Origin of the sequence: Rossellomorea aquimaris, from assembly GCF_001877785.1 — a bacterium.
Taxonomy (GTDB): Bacteria; Bacillota; Bacilli; order Bacillales; family Bacillaceae_B; genus Rossellomorea; species Rossellomorea aquimaris_A.
This window is the reverse complement of record NZ_MINN01000077.1, coordinates 1-20,286: the sequence shown is the minus strand read 5'-3', so window position 1 is coordinate 20,286 and position 20,286 is coordinate 1. Positions and strand designations below refer to the sequence as shown.

The window sequence follows — 20,286 nt, the reverse complement described above, 5'->3', positions numbered from 1 at the left end:
TTAAGTCGTTTATTTTGTGTAAAATCCATAATTGAAGTCTCCCTTCGGTACTTAATTCGAGGTCATGCATGACACTCTCTATCGTACCAAGGGGGCTTTTTTTATGCACATCGCAAAAACTTCGATAGAAACGCAATTTACTTTATAACAGGAATGCTCCTCGTCGCTGCGCTCCTGCGGGTTAGAAAAGCGGAAGGGCTTTGCTCAGAGGCGGGTGGCATAAGGCGAATCGGCCACGAAGGCGTTATTTGCCTTCTTGGACGAGTTGACTTATGCCATGTGCCTCTAAGCCCTGGAGCTGGACAGGTCTCACATAAGCTACTTTTCCCGCAGGAGTCTTCGTCTTGCACTCCAATCATCCGCTGGCAGCAAGTTAAAACAGAAAAAAATATAATCTTTGTAGGAGACCATAAAAAAGAGGATGTGCTAAGACATCCCCTTCAATTTCAAACTTTTATCGATTCAGCAGGCTTCCGACGTAGCGGAGCAGTTCGTTCGCTGATGTTGAGTTGTAGCCGTGCTCGTCGATGAGGCGGGCGACGACTTCGTTGACTTTTTTGAGCTGCTGTTCATCAGGCGTTTTTGTGGATGTGGTGATTTTGACGACATCCTTAAGGTCGGCAAACAGCTTTTTCTGGATTGCTTCACGAAGGCGGTCGTGTGAATTGTAGTCAAACCGCTTTCCTTTGCGCGCATAAGCCGAGATGCGGATGAGGATCTCTTCACGGAATGCTTTTTTCGCATTTTCAGAAATGCCGATCTGCTCCTCGATTGAACGCATCAATTTTTCATCAGGATTGATTTCTTCACCGGTCAATGGATCATGAAGCTTCGCTTTGTTGCAATAAGCCTCGACATTATCCAGGTAATTATCCATAAGCGTTTTAGCCGATTCTTCATATGAATACACAAATGCTTTCTGGACTTCTTTCTTCGCAATGTCATCATATTCTTTTCTGGCAAGCGAAATGAAATTAAGATATCTTTCCCTAAGCTCATTGGTGATGGATGGATGTTGATCCAGCCCTTCCTTCAGGGCCCTCAGGACATCAAGCGCGTTAATGGTCGGTACCTCTTTACGAATGATCGTAGATGAAATCCGATTGATCACATAACGCGGATCGATTCCGCTCATTCCCTCATCCTGGTATTCTTTCTTCATTTCGTCGACATCCGCGGAGTTGAAGCCTTCCACACTCTCCCCGTCGTACAGGCGCATTTTCTTGATCAGGTCAATGTCGCCGCGCTTCGGTTCTTTCAGCCTGGTCAGGATGGTGAACATCGCCGCTACCCGCATTGTATGAGGTGCAACATGGACGTTCGAGACGTCACTTTCCCCGATCATCTTTTCATATATCTTCTCTTCCTGGGTCACTTTCAAATTATATGGAACCGGCATTACGATGATACGTGAGTGCAATGCCTCATTTTTCTTATTCGAAATGAAGGACCGGTACTCTGTTTCATTGGTATGCGCCACGATCAGCTCATCCGCTGAAATCAACGCAAACCGCCCGGCTTTGAAATTCCCTTCCTGGGTAAGGGAAAGTAAGTGCCATAGGAATTTCTCATCACACTTCAGCATTTCCTGGAACTCCATCAAGCCGCGGTTTGCTTTATTCAACTCACCATCAAAACGGTATGCGCGCGGATCTGATTCGGAACCGTATTCAGCGATCGTCGAGAAATCGATGCTCCCCGTCAAATCGGCAATATCCTGGGACTTCGGATCGGATGGGCTGAACGTACCGATCCCGACACGTTTGTCTTCCGAGAAGAAGACCCTCTCTACCAGGACATCCTCGATCCGTCCCTGATATTCCTGTTCAAGCCTCATTGTATTCAGTGGTGAAAGATTCCCTTCGATACGGATTCCGTACTCCTGATGGAAATCCTCGCGTAAATGCTGCGGGATCAAATGCAGCGGATCTTCATGCATTGGACAACCCTTAATGGCAAAAACAGCTCCCCGGTCTGTACGTGAATACTGTTCCAAACCTCGTTTCATCATGGATACAAGCGTCGATTTACCTCCACTGACCGGCCCCATCAACAATAGGATCCTCTTTCTGACATCCAGCCGTTTCGCAGCAGGATGAAAATACTCTTCCACAAGTCTTTCCAGCGCCTCTTCTAACCCAAATAACTGATTGCTGAAGAATTTATATCGTCGTTTCCCATCTACTTCTTCGACCCCGGCATCCTTGATCATATTGTAGACTCTAGAGTGAGCTGATTGACCAATCCAAGGCTTTTCTTTTAGCAATTCCAGGTACTGAGCAAACGTCCCTTCCCATTTCAGTTTCACTTCTTCTTCGCGGTAATGTTCAACTTTTCTTAAAATATCCATATGGACCTCCCCCTGTCGCTTAATGAGAGACGATTAATATACTCTATGCGCTTGTTCACTCTAACATGTTAAGAAGTTCTGATTAATCCACCTTTCAAGTTAATGAATTTGTAACAAAAATATTCCACTTTCATTCACAACTTTTAAAAAATAGGCTATACTAAAGACAGACTGTGGAATATGAAACTGGAGGTTTACCGATTATGGGTACAATCATTATTTTAGGTGTGACTGCGGCGTTCCTTTCAGCAATCTTCACTGCTGGATATAACGACAAGCCAGGTTCAAACTAAGTTACAAAAAACCCCGGGAAAGCTCACGCTTTCCCGGGGTTTTTTGAATTATTTCTGCTTTTCCTCAACGCTTATCAAACCCGCGCCCCTGTACGAATTCCTTCATATACATTCTCTTCTTCCCTGACAGCATCTTCGCCATCTGCCCGGTCCAGCGGTCGGATCGTTTGCCGCCGGTGCGCTCATGATAATAGGAAGAAATCGTTTCATCATAACGGTCCAATTCTGCTTTCATTCCGGCTTCATCAGCATTATACCCATCCTCATGATAGACGGCAGCCATCGGGAGGCGCGGCTTGACGCTTGAATCCCCCGCCGGATATCCTACAGCCAGTCCGAATAGCGGAATCACACGATTAGGAAGCTCCAGCACTTCACTCACTGCTTCCAAATCGTTGCGGATGCCGCCAATATAGCAGATGCCCATCCCCATTGATTCGGCTGCAATCGAGGCGTTCTGTGCGGCAAGTGAGGCATCGATCAGTGCCACCATGAATTTCTCTGTACTTTCCAATGAGTGGATCACATCAGAATTTTCCCATTTCCCGATGTTTTCATGCCTGTACAAGTCAGCACAGAACACGAAGAAGTGGCCATTCTCCTCTACATAGCTCTGATTGCCTGCAAGCTCGGCAAGTTTTTTCTTTTTAAGAGGATCCTTCACACCGATGATCGTGTAAGCCTGAATATAGCTCGACGTACTTGCTGCCTGTGCGCTTTGGACGATGGTCCGGATCTGCTCGTCGGTCAGCGCCTCATTTCTAAAATGTCGGATCGAACGATGATTCAAGATGGTTTCAATTGTCTGATTCATTATGTACTTCTCCTCCTAGCTTCATTTCCTATAGTATAAGCCAATTAAAAAAAGGAATGAAAATCATTTGATTTTCATCCCTTCCTTATTATTTCGGCAATTCTCTATGAAGACCCGGATAATCACGCTGCCTTAAGGCCTCATAAATCAGGATGGCTGCCGTATTGGACAGGTTCAATGAACGTACATTCTCATTCATCGGAATTCTCAGGGCTCGATCCAGGTTATTTTGGATCACGTCATCCGGCAGCCCCGTTGTTTCCCTTCCGAAAATGAAGTAATAGTCTTTATCTTCAACACTGTAATCAAAATCCGAGTGCGGAATCTTTCCATATTTGGTCAGATAGAAGAACTCCCCGCCTTCGTTCTTCTCAAAAAATTCATCAAGCGAATCATAGTAAACGATATTTACATATTGCCAGTAATCAAGGCCCGCTCTCTTCAACATTTTATCATCCGTTGAAAATCCCAGCGGCCGGATCAAATGCAGCGTCGTATCGGTGGCTGCACACGTTCTTGCAATATTTCCCGTATTTGCCGGGATCTCTGGTTGATATAGTACAACATGTACTCCCATGTTTGTCACCTCATTCATAAAACTCTATGTGACATTATACCATTTATCGGCGGGAGGACAACACTTAACGATCATCCACGATCGAGTAAAACTTATATTTGATCTTAGGTGTGTAAGCAGTAGAATCTTCATACTTCCAATATCTCATCCTGCTGTTGAAGGTATGTGCATTGACAAGAGGCATGCCATCAGCGTCACGCCCCGTCACGATCGTCGTGTGGTCGTAGCGCCCGTCTCCTTCGAAATCATAGCAGATGACATCACCCAGCTTCAGTTTATGCGGGCCCTCCACCTCCCTGGCCCGCAGTCCGATTGTGGATTGGGGCAGATGCAGCCGCATCGAATTTGCCACCGTCCAGCTGTAGCTCCACCTGTTGTTCCTCATCCACCATCCTTTTCCTTGTGAAGGATAACCCCGCATGGGTGCATCACCGGCATGCAGGCACTGTGAGATAAAATTCGTGCAGTCATTCTCGAACTTCCTGTAAGCCGGATTATACGTATTCCACCATTTCTCCGCATATTGAACTGCCTTTAACCGATTGTACTGGTATGTGACCCTTTCACCGTCCGAGAGGGAATTTTCTTCGGTGGTTACTGGCTGATCAACCGCTGCTGTCACCTCTTCATCACTATAAAAGCGGCCGTCGTAATACACCGCTCGCCGATTTTCCACTTCTTCTTCCAAATAAATAAACGATCCTTGTCTCACCAAATATTTATAATGAATATCATACAGGACTGTCTGGGTTTCATCGGGCCGTCTGGAAATCTCTTTCACCATGCCTGCCGCTTCCACTTTGACGATTTCCGCATCCCTTTTTTCACAGGATTCTTTCTTCCTTTTTACTTTCTCATGCTGAAAATGGGACAGTCCCCTGGTCGTATATTCACCGATCACATCATTTATCGTATCCATCAGCAGTTTTCTGATCATCGTCTTCCCTCCTCTTTTCATTTCTATGAAGGGAACGCCTTTTTCACAACAAAAAAGGATAAATCCAACTTTCCTTTGGATTTATCCTTATCCCGCATCAGGTGCAAGCATCACCATGCCCTTTTCAATTTCAGCCAGCACCTCGTCATCTTCCTCAATCACTTGCTGTGTGAGCAATGCTTCTTCCGCTTCGCTTCCCCCGATTTTACCAAGGGCCCACGCTGCGGTGCCGCGCATGACCGGACGCACATCGTTTTTCATCACTTCAATCAAATCTTCAATCGCAGTCTCGTCTTTGTAATGGGCAAGGGCAATGATGGCATTCCGCTGAATCGGCTTCTTGCCTCTCCAAGAGCCCGAAACATGCCCGTACCTTTCCTTGAATTCACGGTTGCTGATCGTGAGCAGCGGTTTTAACAAAGGCTTCGCAATTTCCGGGTCCGGCTCCATTTCTTTATGGAAATGAAAGTCCTTCCCTTTATTTTCGGGACATACGGTCTGGCAGGTATCACAGCCGTATAATCGATTTCCGAGTTTGACCCGGTACTCATCGGCGAGAAAACCTTTTGTCTGCGTTAAAAATGCAATGCATTTCTGTGCATCCAGCTGTCCGCCTTCGATCAAAGCACCTGTCGGACAGACGTCCACACATTTGTTGCATGTACCGCACTGATCCTCCATCGGTTCATCAGGTTCAAAAGGAAGATTGGTCACCATTTCACCAAGATACACATAGGAACCGAATTCAGGGGTTATGATGGAACAGTTTTTTCCGCTCCAGCCGATCCCCGCACGTTCGGCAACAGCACGGTCCACAAGTTCTCCTGTATCGACCATCGACTTAAAGCGGGCTTGGGGTACTCGTGAAACGATATAATCTTCCAATGTTGCAAGACGGTCCCGCAGCACATGATGGTAATCGGTTCCCCATGAAGCCCTGCAGAAGATGCCACGCCGTTCTCCCCGCTTGCTTTGCGGAGCATCCTTCATCCTGGAAGGATAGGCAAGGGCAATGGCGATGATCGATTTGGGACCGTCGAAAATAAGGGACGGATCGACCCGTTTCTCGATATCCTTTTCTTCAAAACCTGATTGATAGCCAAGTATCTCCTGCCGGATCAGCCTGTTTTTCATTTCGGAAAAGCTATCGGCAGTAGTGAATCCTATTTTATCTATGCCGATTTCCTTGCTGTATTCAATGATATCCTGCTTCAGTTGATCAAAATCCATTGCGATTGCCTCCTTTCCTTTTATGTATAAGCCTTATAAATGATTACAGTCGAGTATTATGATAAACTATTTCAAACGAATTGTGGAGGAAAAATAATGGAAATCACGATACATTCATCAATCACTTCAGTTGTACCCGGTTTCAAAGTCGGGGTCATTCATTACCATGATATCGAAGTCGGCGATTCTCCTCAAATGCTGAAGGGAAGGCTTCAGTTATTTCAAGAGTCAATTTTTTTCGAACTTCAGGATAAGAATGTTACTGACATTGAGGGTGTGGCTGAGTGGAGGGACGTATTCAAGCGGACGGGAAAAGATCCGAACCGCTACCGGCACTCTGCTGAAGCCCTTTACCGGCGGGTGAAAAAGCAGAACTATCTTACGACCATCAACTCGGCCATCGATCTGAATAACTTTTTCTCTTTACAGTATGAAGTACCGATCGGGATCTATGATCTGGACAAGCTTATGGGAGATTCGATTGAGCTAAGAGTCGGGCAGTCCGGAGAAACCTATACTGGACTGAACGGACGGGATAACTCATTGGAGAACTTGACCATTGCGGAAGATGAGGCCGGTCCATTCGGCAGTCCGTTCGTAGACTCGAATCGAGCACCGGTTGGGAACGGGACGAAAAATGCAGTGCAACTCATTTTCTTGAAGCCTTCCCTTCATGCTGAAGAAGGCGGGAAACTGACGAAATCGCTGATGGATATGTTTGTCGGGATTCATGGCGGGGAAGGCGTGTACGAAGTGGTTGGAGGATAGACCTGATTTTTGAGGAAAGAGAATCATGATTAACCCGGGACCCTTTGAATGATGGTTTCGGGTTATTTTTTATGGGGTGGGTTGTATTTTCGCTGCTGGAGGCATTATTTAGGTAAGAGTCGTAGAGTTAGGGGCTTTTATGATGGTCAAATTCACATGTACTTGAGCGTACGGCGCTGATTAAATCATGAATCTTATAATTTGACCCATTAATCTTCGAAAAAAGGCTGTTATTCTTTCGATTTTGGGCATTAATCTTCGAAAAATCGAATTAATTCCGTCACTTACCTAATAATGGTATAACCAACAGAGACCCGCCACCCCTCATTCCAGGGCCCGCCAAAAAATCCCCTCCCATCACAGTACAAAAAAGGCCCCCAACCCAAAGCCGGGGCCCTCACTCCATCATATACTCCTATACCCACCACATATCCGCAGGCTGCTCTTCAATCAAGATCGATTTCAAATTTTTGACCGCCCGTCCGAATCCTTCTTCGATCGACATGATCGGATCTTCATGTTCGATGCTCACTACGTAATCATATCCGAATGTACGCAGGGCACTCATCATATCGGACCATTCCTGCAAGCTGTGGCCGCAGCCCACCGAACGGAACGACCACGCACGTGTCTGGACGCTTCCATACGGCTGCATATCAGTAAGACCGTACATGTTGACGTTGTCCTGGTCGATATATGTATCTTTTGCATGGAAATGATGGATCGCATTTTCTTTTCCAAGAATCTTGATTGCCGACACCGGATCGATCCCCTGCCACCAGAGGTGACTTGGATCCAGGTTGGCACCGATTGCGTCGCATGTTTCTTCACGGAGTTTCAACAATGTATAAGGTGTGTGGACCAGGAATCCGCCGTGCAGCTCCAGACCGATTTTCACACCACTCTCTTCAGCAAGCTGCCCCATCTTCTTCCAATAAGGAATCAACTTTTCTTCCCATTGCCACTTCAGGATGTCGCCGTATTCATTCGGCCATGGAGACACCGGCCAGTTCGGATGTTTGGCACCCTCATGATCACCGGCTGTACCCGAGAAGCAGTTTACAACAGGGACATTCATAAGTCCGGCAAGTTTGATTGTTTTCTCTAAAGCCGCATGCGATTCTTCCGCGAATGAAGATTCAGGTGAGATCGGGTTGCCATGACAGCTGAACGCACTGATTTCAAGGCCGCGGGAGGTGATTTTCTCCAAGTATTCACTGCGCTTTTCTTCACTTTCCAAAAGGGCATCAAGGTCGCAATGGGCATTTCCCGGGTAGCCGCCCGTTCCGATTTCGACCGCATGCAAGCCTGCATCTTTTACATAATCAAGCATTTCATCAAGATTCTTCTGCGAGAATAATACCGTAAATACACCTAGTTTCATCTGTGGTTCCTCCTATTTCAAAGTGATGCTTTGGCGGGTTTCACTGCTTTTATAAATCGCATCGACGATTTCAGAAACGGCCATCGCCTCTTCCGGTTTTACGATCAGCTCTTCCAGTCCGAGACAGCTGTTGACGAAGTTCTCAGCTTGAGGGAGACCCGGATCATCATCACCGGGAATCCAATCTGCGCCGCTGTTCAAGAGCATTCCATGCTTCATTTGATTGATGTGGAGGGGAAACAAATCGACACCGCCCGTTTCACCCGATATGCTCAAGCTTTCTTCATCGCTCTTCACATTGGCGGACCAGGAAGTCTCGAATAGCATCGATGCGCCGTTATCAAACTTGATATAAGCCGTTACATGATCATCCACATCAAAGTTCTCACGGTCGAAGTCCCCCCATTGATTGACCTCTCCCGGAATCCTGCTGAGTTTGTTATAGGCAGTCCCGGACACTTCGACGGGTCTTGGATTTCCAAGCAGCCACAGCGAAAGGTCTAGAAAATGGCACCCGTAATCGATGAGGCTCCCGCCTCCCTGAAGCTCCTTGTTCGTAAAGACGCCCCAGCCCGGTACTTTGCGGCGGCGGATCGCCCTCGCCCTCGCAACGATCGGTTCACCGATTTCATTCGCGGTGATGAAACGCTTTGCGGCACGCGAATCCTTCATGAATCGGTAGTGATAGGCAATCGCCAGCACTTTCCCCGATTCCTCCGCTGCATCGATCATGGCCCGGCATTCATCCGGGGTCATCGCCATTGGTTTTTCACAAAAGACATGCAGCCCCGCTTTAAGTGCGGCAATCGAAATTTCCGCATGGAACTTATTCGGGGTGCAGATCGTGACGGCATCCACATGCGGGAACATGTCGCGGTAATCATTGTACACTCCCTGAATATTGAATTTTTCAGCAGCCGCTTCTGCAGTCGATCTGTTAATATCACTGACCGCTTCGACCGATACTGAGTCTGCCAGTTTTTTATATGCCGGGATATGGCGGCTTTGCGCGATCCCGCCAACCCCGATGATTCCCATTCGAAGTTTTGACATGCTGTCATACACCCCAAGCTCTATAATTTTACGATTGTTTTTGATTCATTCGATTTCAGTGCACCAAGTACTACTTGCAGGGACTTCATTCCTTCACTGCCGCTGACAGGCGGTTCCTTATCCCCCAAGACAGATGCGGCGAATTGATCGATGACATGCGAGGTCGACTGGCCGCCGTCTTCATTCGTCTGGATCCCGCCAAGTTCATATCTGACCACTTCACCGGTCGTGTATTGAGCAACCAATGAATGTACCGGGTCATCCTCTAATCGCAGGATTGCCTTCTCTCCATATATAATCGTGGAATTGTCTTCTTTGGACACGTAGGACCAGCTGGCAGCCAGGGTGCCGATCGTTCCGCTTTCCGTTTTCAGTACGCAGACTGCCGTATCATCGACATCGGCATTTTCCTTTGCACTTGTCTCGACGAATGCGCCCACTTCCACGAACTCTTCACCCAGTATGTAACGAAGCAGGTCGGTCTTATGGACACCGAGATCCCCCATCGCCCCGATGAATGCCTCATCTTTCTTAAAGAACCAGCTGTCTTTGCCATCGGCACTCCAGCCTTCGGGACCTCCGTGGCCAAATGCAGACCGGAAACTGTAAATCTTGCCGACTTCCCCTTTTTCGATCAGCTCTTTTGCTTTTTGATGCGAAGGAACAAACCTCTGATTATGTGCGATCATCAGCTTCCTGCCATTTTTTTCGGCAGCTGCAATCATACTCTCGGCTTCTTCAGATGAAGTCGCCATCGGTTTTTCACATAGTACATGCTTGCCTGCGTTCAGTGCGGCAATCGAAATCGGTGCATGTAAATAATTCGGTGTACATACACTGACCGCTTCTACTTCATGATTGGAGAGGAGTTCTTTATAACTTGTATAAGCTTCCGCCCCGTATTTCTCCGCTGTCTTCTTAGCCCGTTCCTCTACAATGTCACATACCGCCACGATTTCCACGTTCCTGTTCCCCGCATATTCAGGCAGATGACGATGCTGCGCGATACTTCCGCATCCGATGACACCAACTTTTAATGTACTCATGTTTTTATCCTCCTTTTAGTTAGATCCTTTGATCTCTTCCAGCGGCTTTGCATTCCCGTATAGGGGTCTGCTGCGTTCCACCGGCTTTGCCCAACGTACGGCATTGATGATCACTTGTTGTACTTCTTTATTGTAGTAAGTCGGGTATGTTTCATGTCCCGGCCGGAAGTAAAAGATTTTCCCGTTCCCGCGCTGATACGTACATCCGCTCCTGAATACTTCCCCTCCTTCGAACCAGCTCACCATCACCAGTTGATCGGGTGCCGGAATATCAAAATGCTCCCCGTACATTTCTTCTTTTTCCAGCTCGATGTATTCCCCAAGCCCAGCCGTTATCGGATGACTCGGGTCGACAATCCAGATACGTTCTTTTTCATCGGCTTCTCTCCATTTCAGATCGCATGATGTTCCCATCAGCTCCTTGAAGATCTTCGAGAAATGGCCGGAGTGAAGGACAATCAGCCCCATCCCATCAAGGACGCGCTGCTTCACTTTTCCAACTACCTCATCCGCCACCTCATCATGGGCAATATGCCCCCACCATAGAAGCACATCGGTTGAATCGAGAACATCATCTGTCAGCCCGTGCTGTTCATCATCAAGCACAGCGGTCTTGACGTTGAAGGATTCTTCATCCAGGAATGAAGCAATGGCTCCGTGGATTCCTTCCGGGTACACACTGCGTACCTTTTCGCTTTTCTGTTCGTGGCGGTTCTCATTCCATACTGTCACGTTTACCATGTTTAGACCTCCATTAGTTATAGTTTAATAAGGAACGCCTGAATTCGTTGGGCGTAGCCCCGACCTGCTTTTTAAATACCTTGCTGAAGTACTTCTCATTTCCATATCCAACCCCATAGGCAATTTCATAGATTTTCAGATAGGGATTTTCAAGCAGCTTCTTCGCTTTTTCCAACCGTATATTCATTAAGTAATCCGTAATGGTCAGATTGTATTCCTGTTTGAATTTCCTTGAGATGTATTCTCTGCTCAAGTAAAAGGTGTCTGCTATTTCCTGAAGGGTGACATCTTCCTGGTAGTGCTGCTGCAGAAACTCTTCAATTCTCTGCATATTGTTTTTCTCTTTTTGATATTTCTTCGTCTTCAGGGTGTCGATCAAATCCATGAATTCTTTTGTTTTTTCATTTTTGAATTTAGTAAAGGAGAATGCCCCATCTTCACTCCAGTAGTCCACTCCCCGGTAAAAAGAAGACCGCCTCTCAATCTCGTATTCTTTCAGCCAATTTGTACGCAGCAGCTCAAATTGATTTTCCCAGAGCTGAATCTGCTCCATAGAAACCGTGTGCATGCTTTCCAGGGTTTGAAAGATTTGTTGAAGCAACTCTTTAATTCCGTCGTGGCTACCTGTACGGATTGCCCATTTCATATCACTTGAATAATCCAGCAGGTGTAAAAGGGGCATTGGTTTCATACAAGATGTGATGATTTTATCCCGCTTCCTTAAATCACCCTGCATACACACTTTCAGGGATGACTCATAGGCTTCCTGCATGCTTAATGAATTTTCACCCAGCGAGATCGTTATGCAGATTTTACTGAACTGATAAATCAGAGTATAAAGTTCTTCGAGTAAAAAGATCAGATTTTGATCATTCCAAAATAGTACCGCCAGTTCTTCGTCCTTATGGATGTTCCTGAAACATACTCCATCATTCTGTTTGCCGAGAAGTTCATTGCAGATATTTGTCAGCGTGAAGAAAGCAAGATCTCTGTCTCCTTGGAAGGATTTCAAGACAATCGGCCTGATCGGAATGATGGCGATCCTTTTTTCCAATTGTCCGAAACGAATGCCGAACTCCGCTTCTATCTTTTCCCCGGCTGCTCCGGCATCCCCTTCAGCCCGGCACAGATTTGAGAACAGACGGTCCCAATAAAGGGGCTTCACTTCATTCATGACCTTGTTTTCTTCCACCAGGCATCTTCGGGAACGCGCCTGCTCTTTCCATTCATGGACCGCTTTTTCCAACGTGTCATTTAACACATCAGGCTCAATGGGTTTGAGTAAATAATCAAAGCTTTTATAGTAGATTGCATTTCTCATATACTCAAAGTCATCGTACCCGCTCACCACGATCGTTTTGCAATTGATATTGGTAGAATGAAGCCATTTCAAAAGACTGATCCCATCAAGCTTCGGCATCCTCATGTCGGTAAAAATGATTTCAGGTTTGTGCTCCAAGATCAATTTCTTCGCCTTTTCGCCATCCTCAGCCTCAAGGATGGTATGAATTCCATGATGCTTCCACTGTGCCAATAAAAGTAATCCTTCACGGACATGCTTTTCGTCGTCAATGATGATTGCTTTCACCCTGCTTCATCCTCCCTCTTAATGGGCAGCTCCATCGTTACCTTAAAGCCTCCCTCATCAGAGTTTTCAAGGCGTAATGCCGCCTGACCCTCGTAATAAAGTTTCAAGCGCACATATACGTTCTTCAAACCGATGTTGGTGGACTCCCCTATTTTATTCAAGGCCGCCGCTTTAAAATGAGCATACACTTCCTCCAGCCGTTGGGCTGTCACTCCTATGCCGTTGTCCCTTACCGTGATGATAAGGCGGTCATCCACCTTTCTGCAGTCGAGCTCGATCCGGCCTACCCCATCCCGGATATCAAAGCCGTGTTTAAAGTAATTCTCAATGATTGGCTGAAGAATCATCTTTGGTACAGCTGCCTCCCTCACCTCTTCATCCACGGTTATCTTGTAGTCTAGATTGTCCCTGAACCGTTCTTTTTGCAGGAGAAGGAATGCCTTTGTGTAATTGATTTCCTTATCAAGCGGGACCATATTCTCCTCCATGTTCATCCCATATCTCATGATTTTTGAGAGGTACGTGATGAGCGTATATACTTGCGGGACTTTATTCTTTAATGCCACCGTGCCGATTGATTGCAGGGCATTATATAAGAAGTGGGGGTTGATCTGGGACTGCAGCACTTTTAATTGATTATTCTTATTCTCAAGTTCCAATTTATACTCCCGGTTGATCAATGTATTGATCCGCTCGATCATCTGTTGAAACCTGAACCCCAGCAAACCGATTTCGTCTGATCCGAATGCAGGCAGCCGGACCTCCATATTCCCTTTTTCCACTTGCTGAATATTACGGAGCAGGACACGGATCGGCGACGTGATCTTAAATGAAACGAACAATGTCGCAAGTACCACCAGAGTCAATCCAAGAATCCCAAATAGAATATTGATCTTCGCGACACTGAATGCGCTTTCGTAAAGATTCGCATAGCTGACGCGTTTCGCAAGGATCCAGCCCCCTGCCGATGCAGGAAGCTGATCATACATGATGACCCCGTTGAACCCGTCTTTCTTCCACTCCATCGTTCCTTCACTGTCTTTTTCCCCTACGATCCTTTTAATCCATTTCTGATTGTTCTGATCATCCGATACATCAAGATCGGAGCTGTAAATCATTTCTCCCTGAGGTGTGAGAAGGTAGAATTCTTCCTTTTCACCTGTATAGAGATTTCTGCTTAAATCAATGATTTTATCGGGTGAGATCTCAAGTGATATATAAGCAAGCACTTCATCATCAGGAATATTCCTGAAGGCCCTGTGGATCGTCACGATATTTCTGGACCGCTTGATTTCATTCTCCTTTTGAGGAAACTCCGGTTCGATGTACATATTGTACGGACTTCGTTCAGCCCTTAAGAACGCTTCTTTATCTTCTTCATTTTTCTCACTTGAAAAAATGACATTGGAACGTTTCGTCGCCTTGATTACCCTGTCTTCATCTCTAAAGGAGATCCTTACCCCATTGATGGTGTCACCGGTGTATAAAATCGTCTGCACTACATTCTTCACGATCCCGATTGTCAGATAGTCATCCCCCTGTGCAGGGTTTCTCATGAAATTGATAAAATCAGGATTATTATAGAGAGATAGAGTCAGATCATCCAATTCATTGATATAGCTCTCGAGATTAACCTTCCCCTGATACAACAGGTTCTTACTCTCCGCAACCACCTGCTCTTCAATTGAGTTCTTTGTATAGAAATATGTAATTACAATCGAGCTCCCAAAAGGGACAATGGTGGTAATTAAAAGGAGCACAATCAGCTTATTCCTGATACTGGACTTTATCATGGGGAAGAACCTCCATATTTTGCTTATCCCTAGTATAATACCTGCTTGTACATACATGAAGAGTTTTTTCAAAATAATGAAATATTTCTATAATGAAACTGTTGCCTGCCAAGGTATTTTTAAAACGATAGATAAACAGAAAGCATGCCTTTAAAAGACATGCTTCCGTTTATTCCGTTTTACTTCAAGTTATCCCAGGTTTTCTGGAATCTTTCCAGTAAAGTATCGTAATCGATCTTTCCAGCGGCATATTCCTGGATGGCAGCAGCAAATTCTTTGTTCGCCCCATCCGGCCATTTGAACCAAGTCCACGGAATTGTCTTCTCTTCTTTAGAGTAGTCAAGGATTGAAGTACCAAGGTCGCCGAGTCCAGCAGGTTCGATGTTATCAAATGCCGGGATGAACGCGAATTCTTCTGTGATATAACGTTTTCCTGTTTCAGACGAAACCATCCAGTTCAAGAACGTTTTTGCTTCTTCAAGATGTTCTGAGTTTTTGTTCAGCACCCAGTTATTCGGTACCCCGACAGGCAGGCTGTTCGCACTTTCATCATTGCTTATCGGAATCGGAAGGAAGCCCATGTTGATATCAGGATTGATCTCAGTGATCATATTTTCCGTCCAGTTACCCTGCTGAAGCATTGCTGTTTCACCGGAAGCGAAAAGCGTCACCTGCGTATTGTAATCAGTCGTCAAAGGATTATCATTAGCATATTTCAGCTCAGTATCAAGGACTTCCTTGAATTGCTTGAACTTTTCATTTCCGACGATCTTTTCAGAACCATCATATAATCCTGCGATGAAGGCTTCAGGATCCTCCTGCTGCGCGAAAGGAATGTTCAGTAAATGCTGCCCGATTACCCACCATTCGCCGTATCCGGCCGAGAATGGAGTGATCCCAGCTTTCTCAAGTTTCTTAGAAGCATCTTTCAACTCATCAATTGTCTTAGGAGCTTCTTTGATGCCCGCCTTTTCAAACAGATCTTTATTGTACACAAACCCGTAACCTTCAAGGTTTACCGGCATTCCATAAAGTTTACCGTCTTCAGCCGTCATCGGAACCTTTCCGATAGGAAGAACATGCTCCACCCATGGCTCACCTGACAGATCCGCTAACTTCTCCTTCCAAAGCTCCAACTCTTTAAAACCGCCGTTATTGAAGATATCAGGCTCTTCCCCGGAAGCGAATTTCGCTTTAAGTGCAGCACCGTAATCTGCACCGCCCCCGACTGTTTCAAGCTTCACTTTGATGTTTGGATGTTCAGCTTCAAATTCCTTGATCATCTCTTGAAGCTGGTCTGCAATTTCCACTTTGAATTGGAAAAGGTTCAGTGTGACGACATCATCCCCTGACTTAGAGTCACCATCGCCGCCCGATGAAGATTCTTTAGATGAACAACCCGCGATGATTCCGAAAACTAAAATCAATGAAGTGAATAATAAAAGAATGCGTTTCATAACTGGCTTTTACCCCCTTGATATAATGTTATTTTATATAAAGTCCTGAATAATTGACAGAACCTTTATATCTACTTAATCGATCCTGATGCAATCCCTTTGATGATATGCTTCTGTAAGAACAGGAAGAACACAATGACCGGTGCAATCCCAAGCACCAATGCTGCCAGCCCCATATCCCACTGTTTCGTATACTGTGCAAAAAATGAACTTGCCGCGAGCGGGATCGTACGGAGCTCTGCATCCTGTAAAACGAGGAGCGGAAGCAGATAATCATTCCATATCCAAAGAGTATTCAGAATGATGACCGTAACGGTAATCGGCTTCAGGAGAGGAAACACAATTCTCCAAAACACCCCGAATTGGCTGCAGCCGTCAATCATCGCCGACTCCTCGATTTCAACAGGGACCGTCTTCACAAATCCGTGGAATAAAAACAAGGACAGAGGCACTCCAAATCCAAAGTACATAATGATCAATCCCGGAATGCTGTTCGTCAGATTCAATGTCCCTCCAAGCTTCATGAGGGGAATCATCACTGTCTGAAAAGGGATGACCATCGCAGATACAAAAATCACAAATAAAATCTTACTGAACTTGCCCGGTGTCCGGACCATTTTCCAGGCAGCCATCGAACTGATCACCACTAGGCCGATGTTGCTCGCAACGGTGATGATAAGTGAATTCCAGAACGCTCTTGGAAAGTTGATGACTTCCCACACCTTCGCATAATTCGAGAACATGAACTCTTCCGGCCAAGCCGCTGCATCAATGAGGATGGCAGCAAACGGCTTAACAGAATTGATGAAAACAAAGTAAAAGGGAATCAAGAAGATGAGACCAAGGACGATCCCGATAATCTCAAGTACAAACGTCTTCTTTGTATAACGATTGCCCATTAAGCCTCAACCTCCTTCTTCTTCGTCAGCATCACTTGGAACGTCGTAAAGATCGCTACGACCACAAAGAATAAAATGGACTTCGCCGTTCCAAGACCATAACGGTTATTCTGGAACGCTTCCTGATAAATATTGATCGCTACAGACTGAGTCGAATTAAATGGACCACCGCCGGTTAACGAGATATTCAGATCAAAGATCTTGAAAGCCATTGAAATTGTCAGGAAGAAGCAGATTGTGAATGCCGGAAGAATCAATGGGACAATAATCTTCGTCAGCAATGTCCAATTAGATGCCCCGTCCATCCTGGCAGCTTCCAACAGTGAGGTATCCACCCCTTGCAAGGCTGCAACATAGATGACCATCATATATCCGCTGATCTGCCAGGCAAATACGATGACAATTCCCCAGAATGCCGTTTTCTCGTCACCAAGCCAAGGCATCTTGAAGAATGAGATATCCGTCATGTTCCCGACAGAAGCAAATCCCTTCACGAAGATGAACTGCCAAATGAATCCCAGTAATAAACCGCCGATGACATTCGGAATAAAAAACACCGTCCGCAAAATATTTCGCGTCTTGAGTGCCGCATTTAAAAGCAATGCAAATCCAAACCCGATTAAGTTACTGATGATGACAGCGGCGAACATAAATTTCGTCGTGAACACAAATGAATTGAAAAACGTTTGGTCATCAGTGAAAATCTGCTTATAATTATCGAATCCTACCCACTCTACTACAGAACTGACTCCATTCCAGGAAGTGAAAGAATAATAGACACCCATTAAGAAAGGGAGTATCTGAATCACGAGGAAAAAGAGAAGTGCAGGTCCTACAAAGGCAGCATAAGTCAGCAGGCTCCTGTATTTGAACCTTTTCTTAGACACCGCCTTGATCTGCGCCTGGGTTTTGACAGGTCCGGTTTTGATTGTTGGTTCCACTCGCATCACCACCCCTTTATTATGTAATCGCTTTCTTTTAGTATAAAGGGAGTATCCAGTGGATCAGGTCAACAAAATTGACGAAGAAGGTGCAATATTTTGACTACTTAAACCATTCGCTGCTGAAATATGCCTGTCTCATCATCTCAGTCACTGATCTTCAAGCAGGCATATCAATAAATAATAAAAAGAACACAAAAAAGACTTCCTCAATAAGAGAAAGTCTTGTATATGTATGCTTGGAGCGGGTGATGGGAATCGAACCCACGACATCAGCTTGGAAGGCTGAGGTTTTACCATTAAACTACACCCGCTTATGGTACCGGTGGCCGGGGTCGAACCGGCACTCCGTGAGGAACACGATTTTGAGTCGTGCGCGTCTGCCTATTCCGCCACACCGGCATACATATATGGAGGCGCCAACCGGATTTGAACCGGTGATAAAGGTTTTGCAGACCTCTGCCTTACCACTTGGCTATGGCGCCTTATCTTTGGAGCGGAAGACGGGATTCGAACCCGCGACCCCCACCTTGGCAAGGTGGTGTTCTACCACTGAACTACTTCCGCAAAACTGGGCTAGCTGGATTCGAACCAACGCATGTCGCAGTCAAAGTGCGATGCCTTACCGCTTGGCTATAGCCCAATAATAGTATATGTCACATTCATAAAAATGTGAAAAGTTGGGGCGACTGATGGGAATCGAACCCACGAATGCCGGAACCACAATCCGGTGCGTTAACCACTTCGCCACAATCGCCGTGTTGTTTGGCAGGGGCAGTAGGAATCGAACCCACACCAAAGGTTTTGGAGACCTTCGTTCTACCGTTAAACTATGCCCCTGTAAAATTTGTTTATTCCTTACTCTTCGCTGCACAAAGGTTAAGGAAGATTCTTTTACTCCGCTGACGCTTCGTAAACTTTAATGACGAATCTTTTGCTTTGCTACGCTACGCAAAAATTCTTGGTGGAGGGGGGCAGATTCGAACTGCCGAACCCGAAGGAGCGGATTTACAGTCCGCCGCGTTTAGCCACTTCGCTACCCCTCCACAATGAGAGAAAATGGTGCCGGCAAGAGGACTTGAACCCCCAACCTACTGATTACAAGTCAGTTGCTCTACCAGTTGAGCTACACCGGCACTAGGTGTAATAGATGGTGGCTCAGGACGGAATCGAACCGCCGACACATGGATTTTCAGTCCATTGCTCTACCAACTGAGCTACTGAGCCATCTAATAAATTCATATTAGCCATTCAATGAAAATGGCGGTCTGGACGGGACTCGAACCCGCGACCTCCTGCGTGACAGGCAGGCATTCTAACCAACTGAACTACCAGACCAGAGATTTTTGCGAAAGCAAAATATCTTTCATTATTTTGCGTTAGCAAAAGAACTAACCTTGCGAAAGCAAAATATTTTTCATTATCTTGCGTTAGCAAAAGAACTTACATTACCTTGCGGGAGCAAAATATTCATCCATCAGTTACCGATTAGATGTTTATTCACTTTTGCAAAAATGGTATTGCGGGGACAGGATTTGAACCTGCGACCTTCGGGTTATGAGCCCGACGAGCTACCGAACTGCTCCACCCCGCGACGATATTAGTTGTAAAATTGAATAAATGGTGGAGGATGACGGGATCGAACCGCCGACCCTCTGCTTGTAAGGCAGATGCTCTCCCAGCTGAGCTAATCCTCCAGTATGTATGGTGAGTTCTTTTCGCTTACGTAGAAAAATGGTGACCCGTACGGGATTCGAACCCGTGTTACCGCCGTGAAAGGGCGGTGTCTTAACCGCTTGACCAACGGGCCAGGTGAAATATGTTATGGCGGAGAGCAAGGGATTTGAACCCTTGAGACAGCGTTTAACCGTCTACACGATTTCCAATCGTGCTCCTTCGGCCACTCGGACAGCTCTCCATATGGCTCCGCAGGCAAGATTCGAACTTGCGACCGATCGGTTAACAGCCGATAGCTCTACCACTGAGCTACTGCGGAATGATGTGCCTGGCGACGTCCTACTCTCACAGGGGAGAGCCCCCAACTACCATCGGCGCTGAAGAGCTTAACTTCCGTGTTCGGCATGGGAACGGGTGTGACCTCTTCGCCATAGTCACCAGACAATTTCATGATGTCTTTTTTAAGGACAAGTACTATTATATCGTCTTTCAAAGTTTTTTCAAGACTTTTTTGTACTTTTCCAGAGAAATTTGTTCTCTCAAAACTAGATAAAGGATTGATGTCAAGAATACCGGTATTGCCGTTGTGTTCATTTAAAAATGACTCTTTGTGGTTAAGTCCTCGATCGATTAGTATCAGTCAGCTCCACATGTCGCCATGCTTCCACCTCTGACCTATCTACCTGGTCATCTTCCAGGGATCTTACTCACATAAAGTGATGGGAAATCTCATCTCGA

The 20,286-nt window shown here is 46.0% G+C and carries 15 protein-coding genes, 16 tRNA genes and 2 rRNA genes; 1 reads left to right on the top strand and 32 read right to left on the bottom strand.

Translation table 11 applies throughout. The annotated features are described in order from the left end of the window. Positions 1-454: 454 nt before the first annotated feature. The 5 genes from BHE18_RS09490 to queG form a co-directional block, all read right to left on the bottom strand. On the bottom strand, positions 455-2,350 hold the full coding sequence (locus BHE18_RS09490) for a PrkA family serine protein kinase (RefSeq protein WP_071618356.1): 1,896 nt from the start codon (positions 2,348-2,350) through the stop codon (positions 455-457). 357 nt (positions 2,351-2,707) lie between these two features. After that, complete coding sequence (nfsA, locus tag BHE18_RS09485) at positions 2,708-3,457, bottom strand: oxygen-insensitive NADPH nitroreductase (RefSeq protein ID WP_071618355.1); 750 nt, start codon at positions 3,455-3,457, stop codon at positions 2,708-2,710. A gap of 88 nt (positions 3,458-3,545) precedes the next feature. Continuing rightward, on the bottom strand, positions 3,546-4,034 hold the full coding sequence (trmL, locus tag BHE18_RS09480) for a tRNA (uridine(34)/cytosine(34)/5-carboxymethylaminomethyluridine(34)-2'-O)-methyltransferase TrmL (protein ID WP_071618354.1): 489 nt from the start codon (positions 4,032-4,034) through the stop codon (positions 3,546-3,548). A gap of 64 nt (positions 4,035-4,098) precedes the next feature. Then, entirely contained in the window at positions 4,099-4,968 is an 870-nt protein-coding gene (locus BHE18_RS09475; protein ID WP_440480387.1) for an amidase domain-containing protein, read from the bottom strand. 90 nt (positions 4,969-5,058) lie between these two features. Continuing rightward, a complete protein-coding gene (gene queG, locus BHE18_RS09470) occupies positions 5,059-6,201 on the bottom strand; it encodes a tRNA epoxyqueuosine(34) reductase QueG (RefSeq protein ID WP_071618353.1) in 1,143 nt (380 codons plus the stop codon). A gap of 96 nt (positions 6,202-6,297) precedes the next feature. Here queG and BHE18_RS09465 point away from each other — a divergent pair, with 96 nt between their 5' ends. Then, positions 6,298-6,969, top strand: coding sequence for a B3/B4 domain-containing protein (locus tag BHE18_RS09465; protein ID WP_071618352.1), 672 nt, complete (start codon positions 6,298-6,300; stop codon positions 6,967-6,969). 415 nt (positions 6,970-7,384) lie between these two features. On the opposite strand, the gene BHE18_RS09460 is transcribed toward BHE18_RS09465, so the two are convergent. The 27 genes from BHE18_RS09460 to BHE18_RS09330 all read right to left on the bottom strand — a co-directional run. Beyond that, positions 7,385-8,353 (bottom strand): sugar phosphate isomerase/epimerase family protein, encoded by a 969-nt coding sequence (locus tag BHE18_RS09460; protein ID WP_071618351.1) that lies wholly within the window; start codon positions 8,351-8,353, stop codon positions 7,385-7,387. A gap of 12 nt (positions 8,354-8,365) precedes the next feature. Next, entirely contained in the window at positions 8,366-9,406 is a 1,041-nt protein-coding gene (locus BHE18_RS09455; RefSeq protein ID WP_071618350.1) for a Gfo/Idh/MocA family protein, read from the bottom strand. Between the two features lie 20 nt (positions 9,407-9,426). Further along, positions 9,427-10,452, bottom strand: coding sequence for a Gfo/Idh/MocA family protein (locus tag BHE18_RS09450; protein WP_071618349.1), 1,026 nt, complete (start codon positions 10,450-10,452; stop codon positions 9,427-9,429). 15 nt (positions 10,453-10,467) lie between these two features. Then, complete coding sequence (locus BHE18_RS09445; RefSeq protein WP_071618348.1) at positions 10,468-11,193, bottom strand: ThuA domain-containing protein; 726 nt, start codon at positions 11,191-11,193, stop codon at positions 10,468-10,470. Positions 11,194-11,206: 13 nt separating this feature from the next. After that, entirely contained in the window at positions 11,207-12,781 is a 1,575-nt protein-coding gene (locus BHE18_RS09440; protein ID WP_071618347.1) for a response regulator transcription factor, read from the bottom strand. After that, a complete protein-coding gene (locus tag BHE18_RS09435) occupies positions 12,778-14,574 on the bottom strand; it encodes a cache domain-containing sensor histidine kinase (protein WP_071618346.1) in 1,797 nt (598 codons plus the stop codon). The genes BHE18_RS09440 and BHE18_RS09435 overlap by 4 nt, the downstream gene beginning before the upstream one ends. Positions 14,575-14,753: 179 nt before the next feature. Continuing rightward, on the bottom strand, positions 14,754-16,031 hold the full coding sequence (locus tag BHE18_RS09430) for an ABC transporter substrate-binding protein (protein ID WP_071618345.1): 1,278 nt from the start codon (positions 16,029-16,031) through the stop codon (positions 14,754-14,756). Between the two features lie 71 nt (positions 16,032-16,102). Then, positions 16,103-16,930: a carbohydrate ABC transporter permease gene (locus BHE18_RS09425; protein ID WP_071618344.1), complete on the bottom strand. Its 828-nt coding sequence runs from the start codon at positions 16,928-16,930 to the stop codon at positions 16,103-16,105. Further along, positions 16,930-17,877 carry a carbohydrate ABC transporter permease gene (locus tag BHE18_RS09420; protein ID WP_071618343.1) on the bottom strand — a complete coding sequence of 316 codons (948 nt, stop codon included), beginning with the start codon at positions 17,875-17,877 and terminating at the stop codon, positions 16,930-16,932. Before BHE18_RS09420 ends, BHE18_RS09425 begins: the two co-directional genes overlap by 1 nt. Before the next feature lie 234 nt (positions 17,878-18,111). After that, a tRNA-Gly gene (locus BHE18_RS09415) sits at positions 18,112-18,185 on the bottom strand. A 3-nt stretch (positions 18,186-18,188) separates the two neighbouring features. Continuing rightward, positions 18,189-18,273: transfer RNA gene (locus BHE18_RS09410), tRNA-Leu, on the bottom strand. A 9-nt stretch (positions 18,274-18,282) separates the two neighbouring features. After that, positions 18,283-18,356: transfer RNA gene (locus tag BHE18_RS09405), tRNA-Cys, on the bottom strand. A gap of 7 nt (positions 18,357-18,363) precedes the next feature. Then, positions 18,364-18,438 (bottom strand) — tRNA-Gly (locus tag BHE18_RS09400). A 4-nt stretch (positions 18,439-18,442) separates the two neighbouring features. Continuing rightward, positions 18,443-18,514 (bottom strand) — tRNA-Gln (locus BHE18_RS09395). 38 nt (positions 18,515-18,552) lie between these two features. Beyond that, positions 18,553-18,628: transfer RNA gene (locus BHE18_RS09390), tRNA-His, on the bottom strand. Positions 18,629-18,637: 9 nt separating this feature from the next. Further along, positions 18,638-18,711, bottom strand: a tRNA-Trp gene (locus BHE18_RS09385). A gap of 122 nt (positions 18,712-18,833) precedes the next feature. Continuing rightward, positions 18,834-18,917, bottom strand: a tRNA-Tyr gene (locus BHE18_RS09380). A gap of 14 nt (positions 18,918-18,931) precedes the next feature. After that, positions 18,932-19,007 (bottom strand) — tRNA-Thr (locus BHE18_RS09375). A 15-nt stretch (positions 19,008-19,022) separates the two neighbouring features. Next, a tRNA-Phe gene (locus BHE18_RS09370) sits at positions 19,023-19,098 on the bottom strand. Positions 19,099-19,132: 34 nt separating this feature from the next. Next, a tRNA-Asp gene (locus BHE18_RS09365) sits at positions 19,133-19,209 on the bottom strand. Between the two features lie 182 nt (positions 19,210-19,391). Further along, a tRNA-Met gene (locus BHE18_RS09360) sits at positions 19,392-19,465 on the bottom strand. 27 nt (positions 19,466-19,492) lie between these two features. Next, positions 19,493-19,568: transfer RNA gene (locus tag BHE18_RS09355), tRNA-Val, on the bottom strand. 38 nt (positions 19,569-19,606) lie between these two features. Beyond that, positions 19,607-19,681 (bottom strand) — tRNA-Glu (locus BHE18_RS09350). A gap of 15 nt (positions 19,682-19,696) precedes the next feature. Then, positions 19,697-19,789, bottom strand: a tRNA-Ser gene (locus BHE18_RS09345). Between the two features lie 3 nt (positions 19,790-19,792). Beyond that, positions 19,793-19,867: transfer RNA gene (locus tag BHE18_RS09340), tRNA-Asn, on the bottom strand. A 7-nt stretch (positions 19,868-19,874) separates the two neighbouring features. After that, positions 19,875-19,990: ribosomal RNA gene (gene rrf, locus BHE18_RS09335) — 5S ribosomal RNA — on the bottom strand. A 168-nt stretch (positions 19,991-20,158) separates the two neighbouring features. Continuing rightward, a 23S ribosomal RNA gene (locus tag BHE18_RS09330) occupies positions 20,159-20,286 on the bottom strand; the annotation flags it as partial.

Excerpts from the sequence above, each read along its gene's own strand:
- BHE18_RS09445 (WP_071618348.1), bottom strand. The coding sequence starts at position 11,193 with ATGGTAAACGTGACAGTATGGAATGAGAACCGCCACGAACAGAAAAGC.
- BHE18_RS09490 (WP_071618356.1), bottom strand. The coding sequence starts at position 2,350 with ATGGATATTTTAAGAAAAGTTGAACATTACCGCGAAGAAGAAGTGAAA.
- BHE18_RS09430 (WP_071618345.1), bottom strand. The coding sequence starts at position 16,031 with ATGAAACGCATTCTTTTATTATTCACTTCATTGATTTTAGTTTTCGGA.
- queG (WP_071618353.1), bottom strand. The coding sequence starts at position 6,201 with ATGGATTTTGATCAACTGAAGCAGGATATCATTGAATACAGCAAGGAA.
- nfsA (WP_071618355.1), bottom strand. The coding sequence starts at position 3,457 with ATGAATCAGACAATTGAAACCATCTTGAATCATCGTTCGATCCGACAT.
- BHE18_RS09450 (WP_071618349.1), bottom strand. The coding sequence starts at position 10,452 with ATGAGTACATTAAAAGTTGGTGTCATCGGATGCGGAAGTATCGCGCAG.
- BHE18_RS09465 (WP_071618352.1), top strand. The coding sequence starts at position 6,298 with ATGGAAATCACGATACATTCATCAATCACTTCAGTTGTACCCGGTTTC.
- BHE18_RS09420 (WP_071618343.1), bottom strand. The coding sequence starts at position 17,877 with ATGCGAGTGGAACCAACAATCAAAACCGGACCTGTCAAAACCCAGGCG.
- BHE18_RS09460 (WP_071618351.1), bottom strand. The coding sequence starts at position 8,353 with ATGAAACTAGGTGTATTTACGGTATTATTCTCGCAGAAGAATCTTGAT.
- BHE18_RS09435 (WP_071618346.1), bottom strand. The coding sequence starts at position 14,574 with ATGATAAAGTCCAGTATCAGGAATAAGCTGATTGTGCTCCTTTTAATT.
- BHE18_RS09425 (WP_071618344.1), bottom strand. The coding sequence starts at position 16,930 with ATGGGCAATCGTTATACAAAGAAGACGTTTGTACTTGAGATTATCGGG.
- BHE18_RS09455 (WP_071618350.1), bottom strand. The coding sequence starts at position 9,406 with ATGTCAAAACTTCGAATGGGAATCATCGGGGTTGGCGGGATCGCGCAA.
- trmL (WP_071618354.1), bottom strand. The coding sequence starts at position 4,034 with ATGGGAGTACATGTTGTACTATATCAACCAGAGATCCCGGCAAATACG.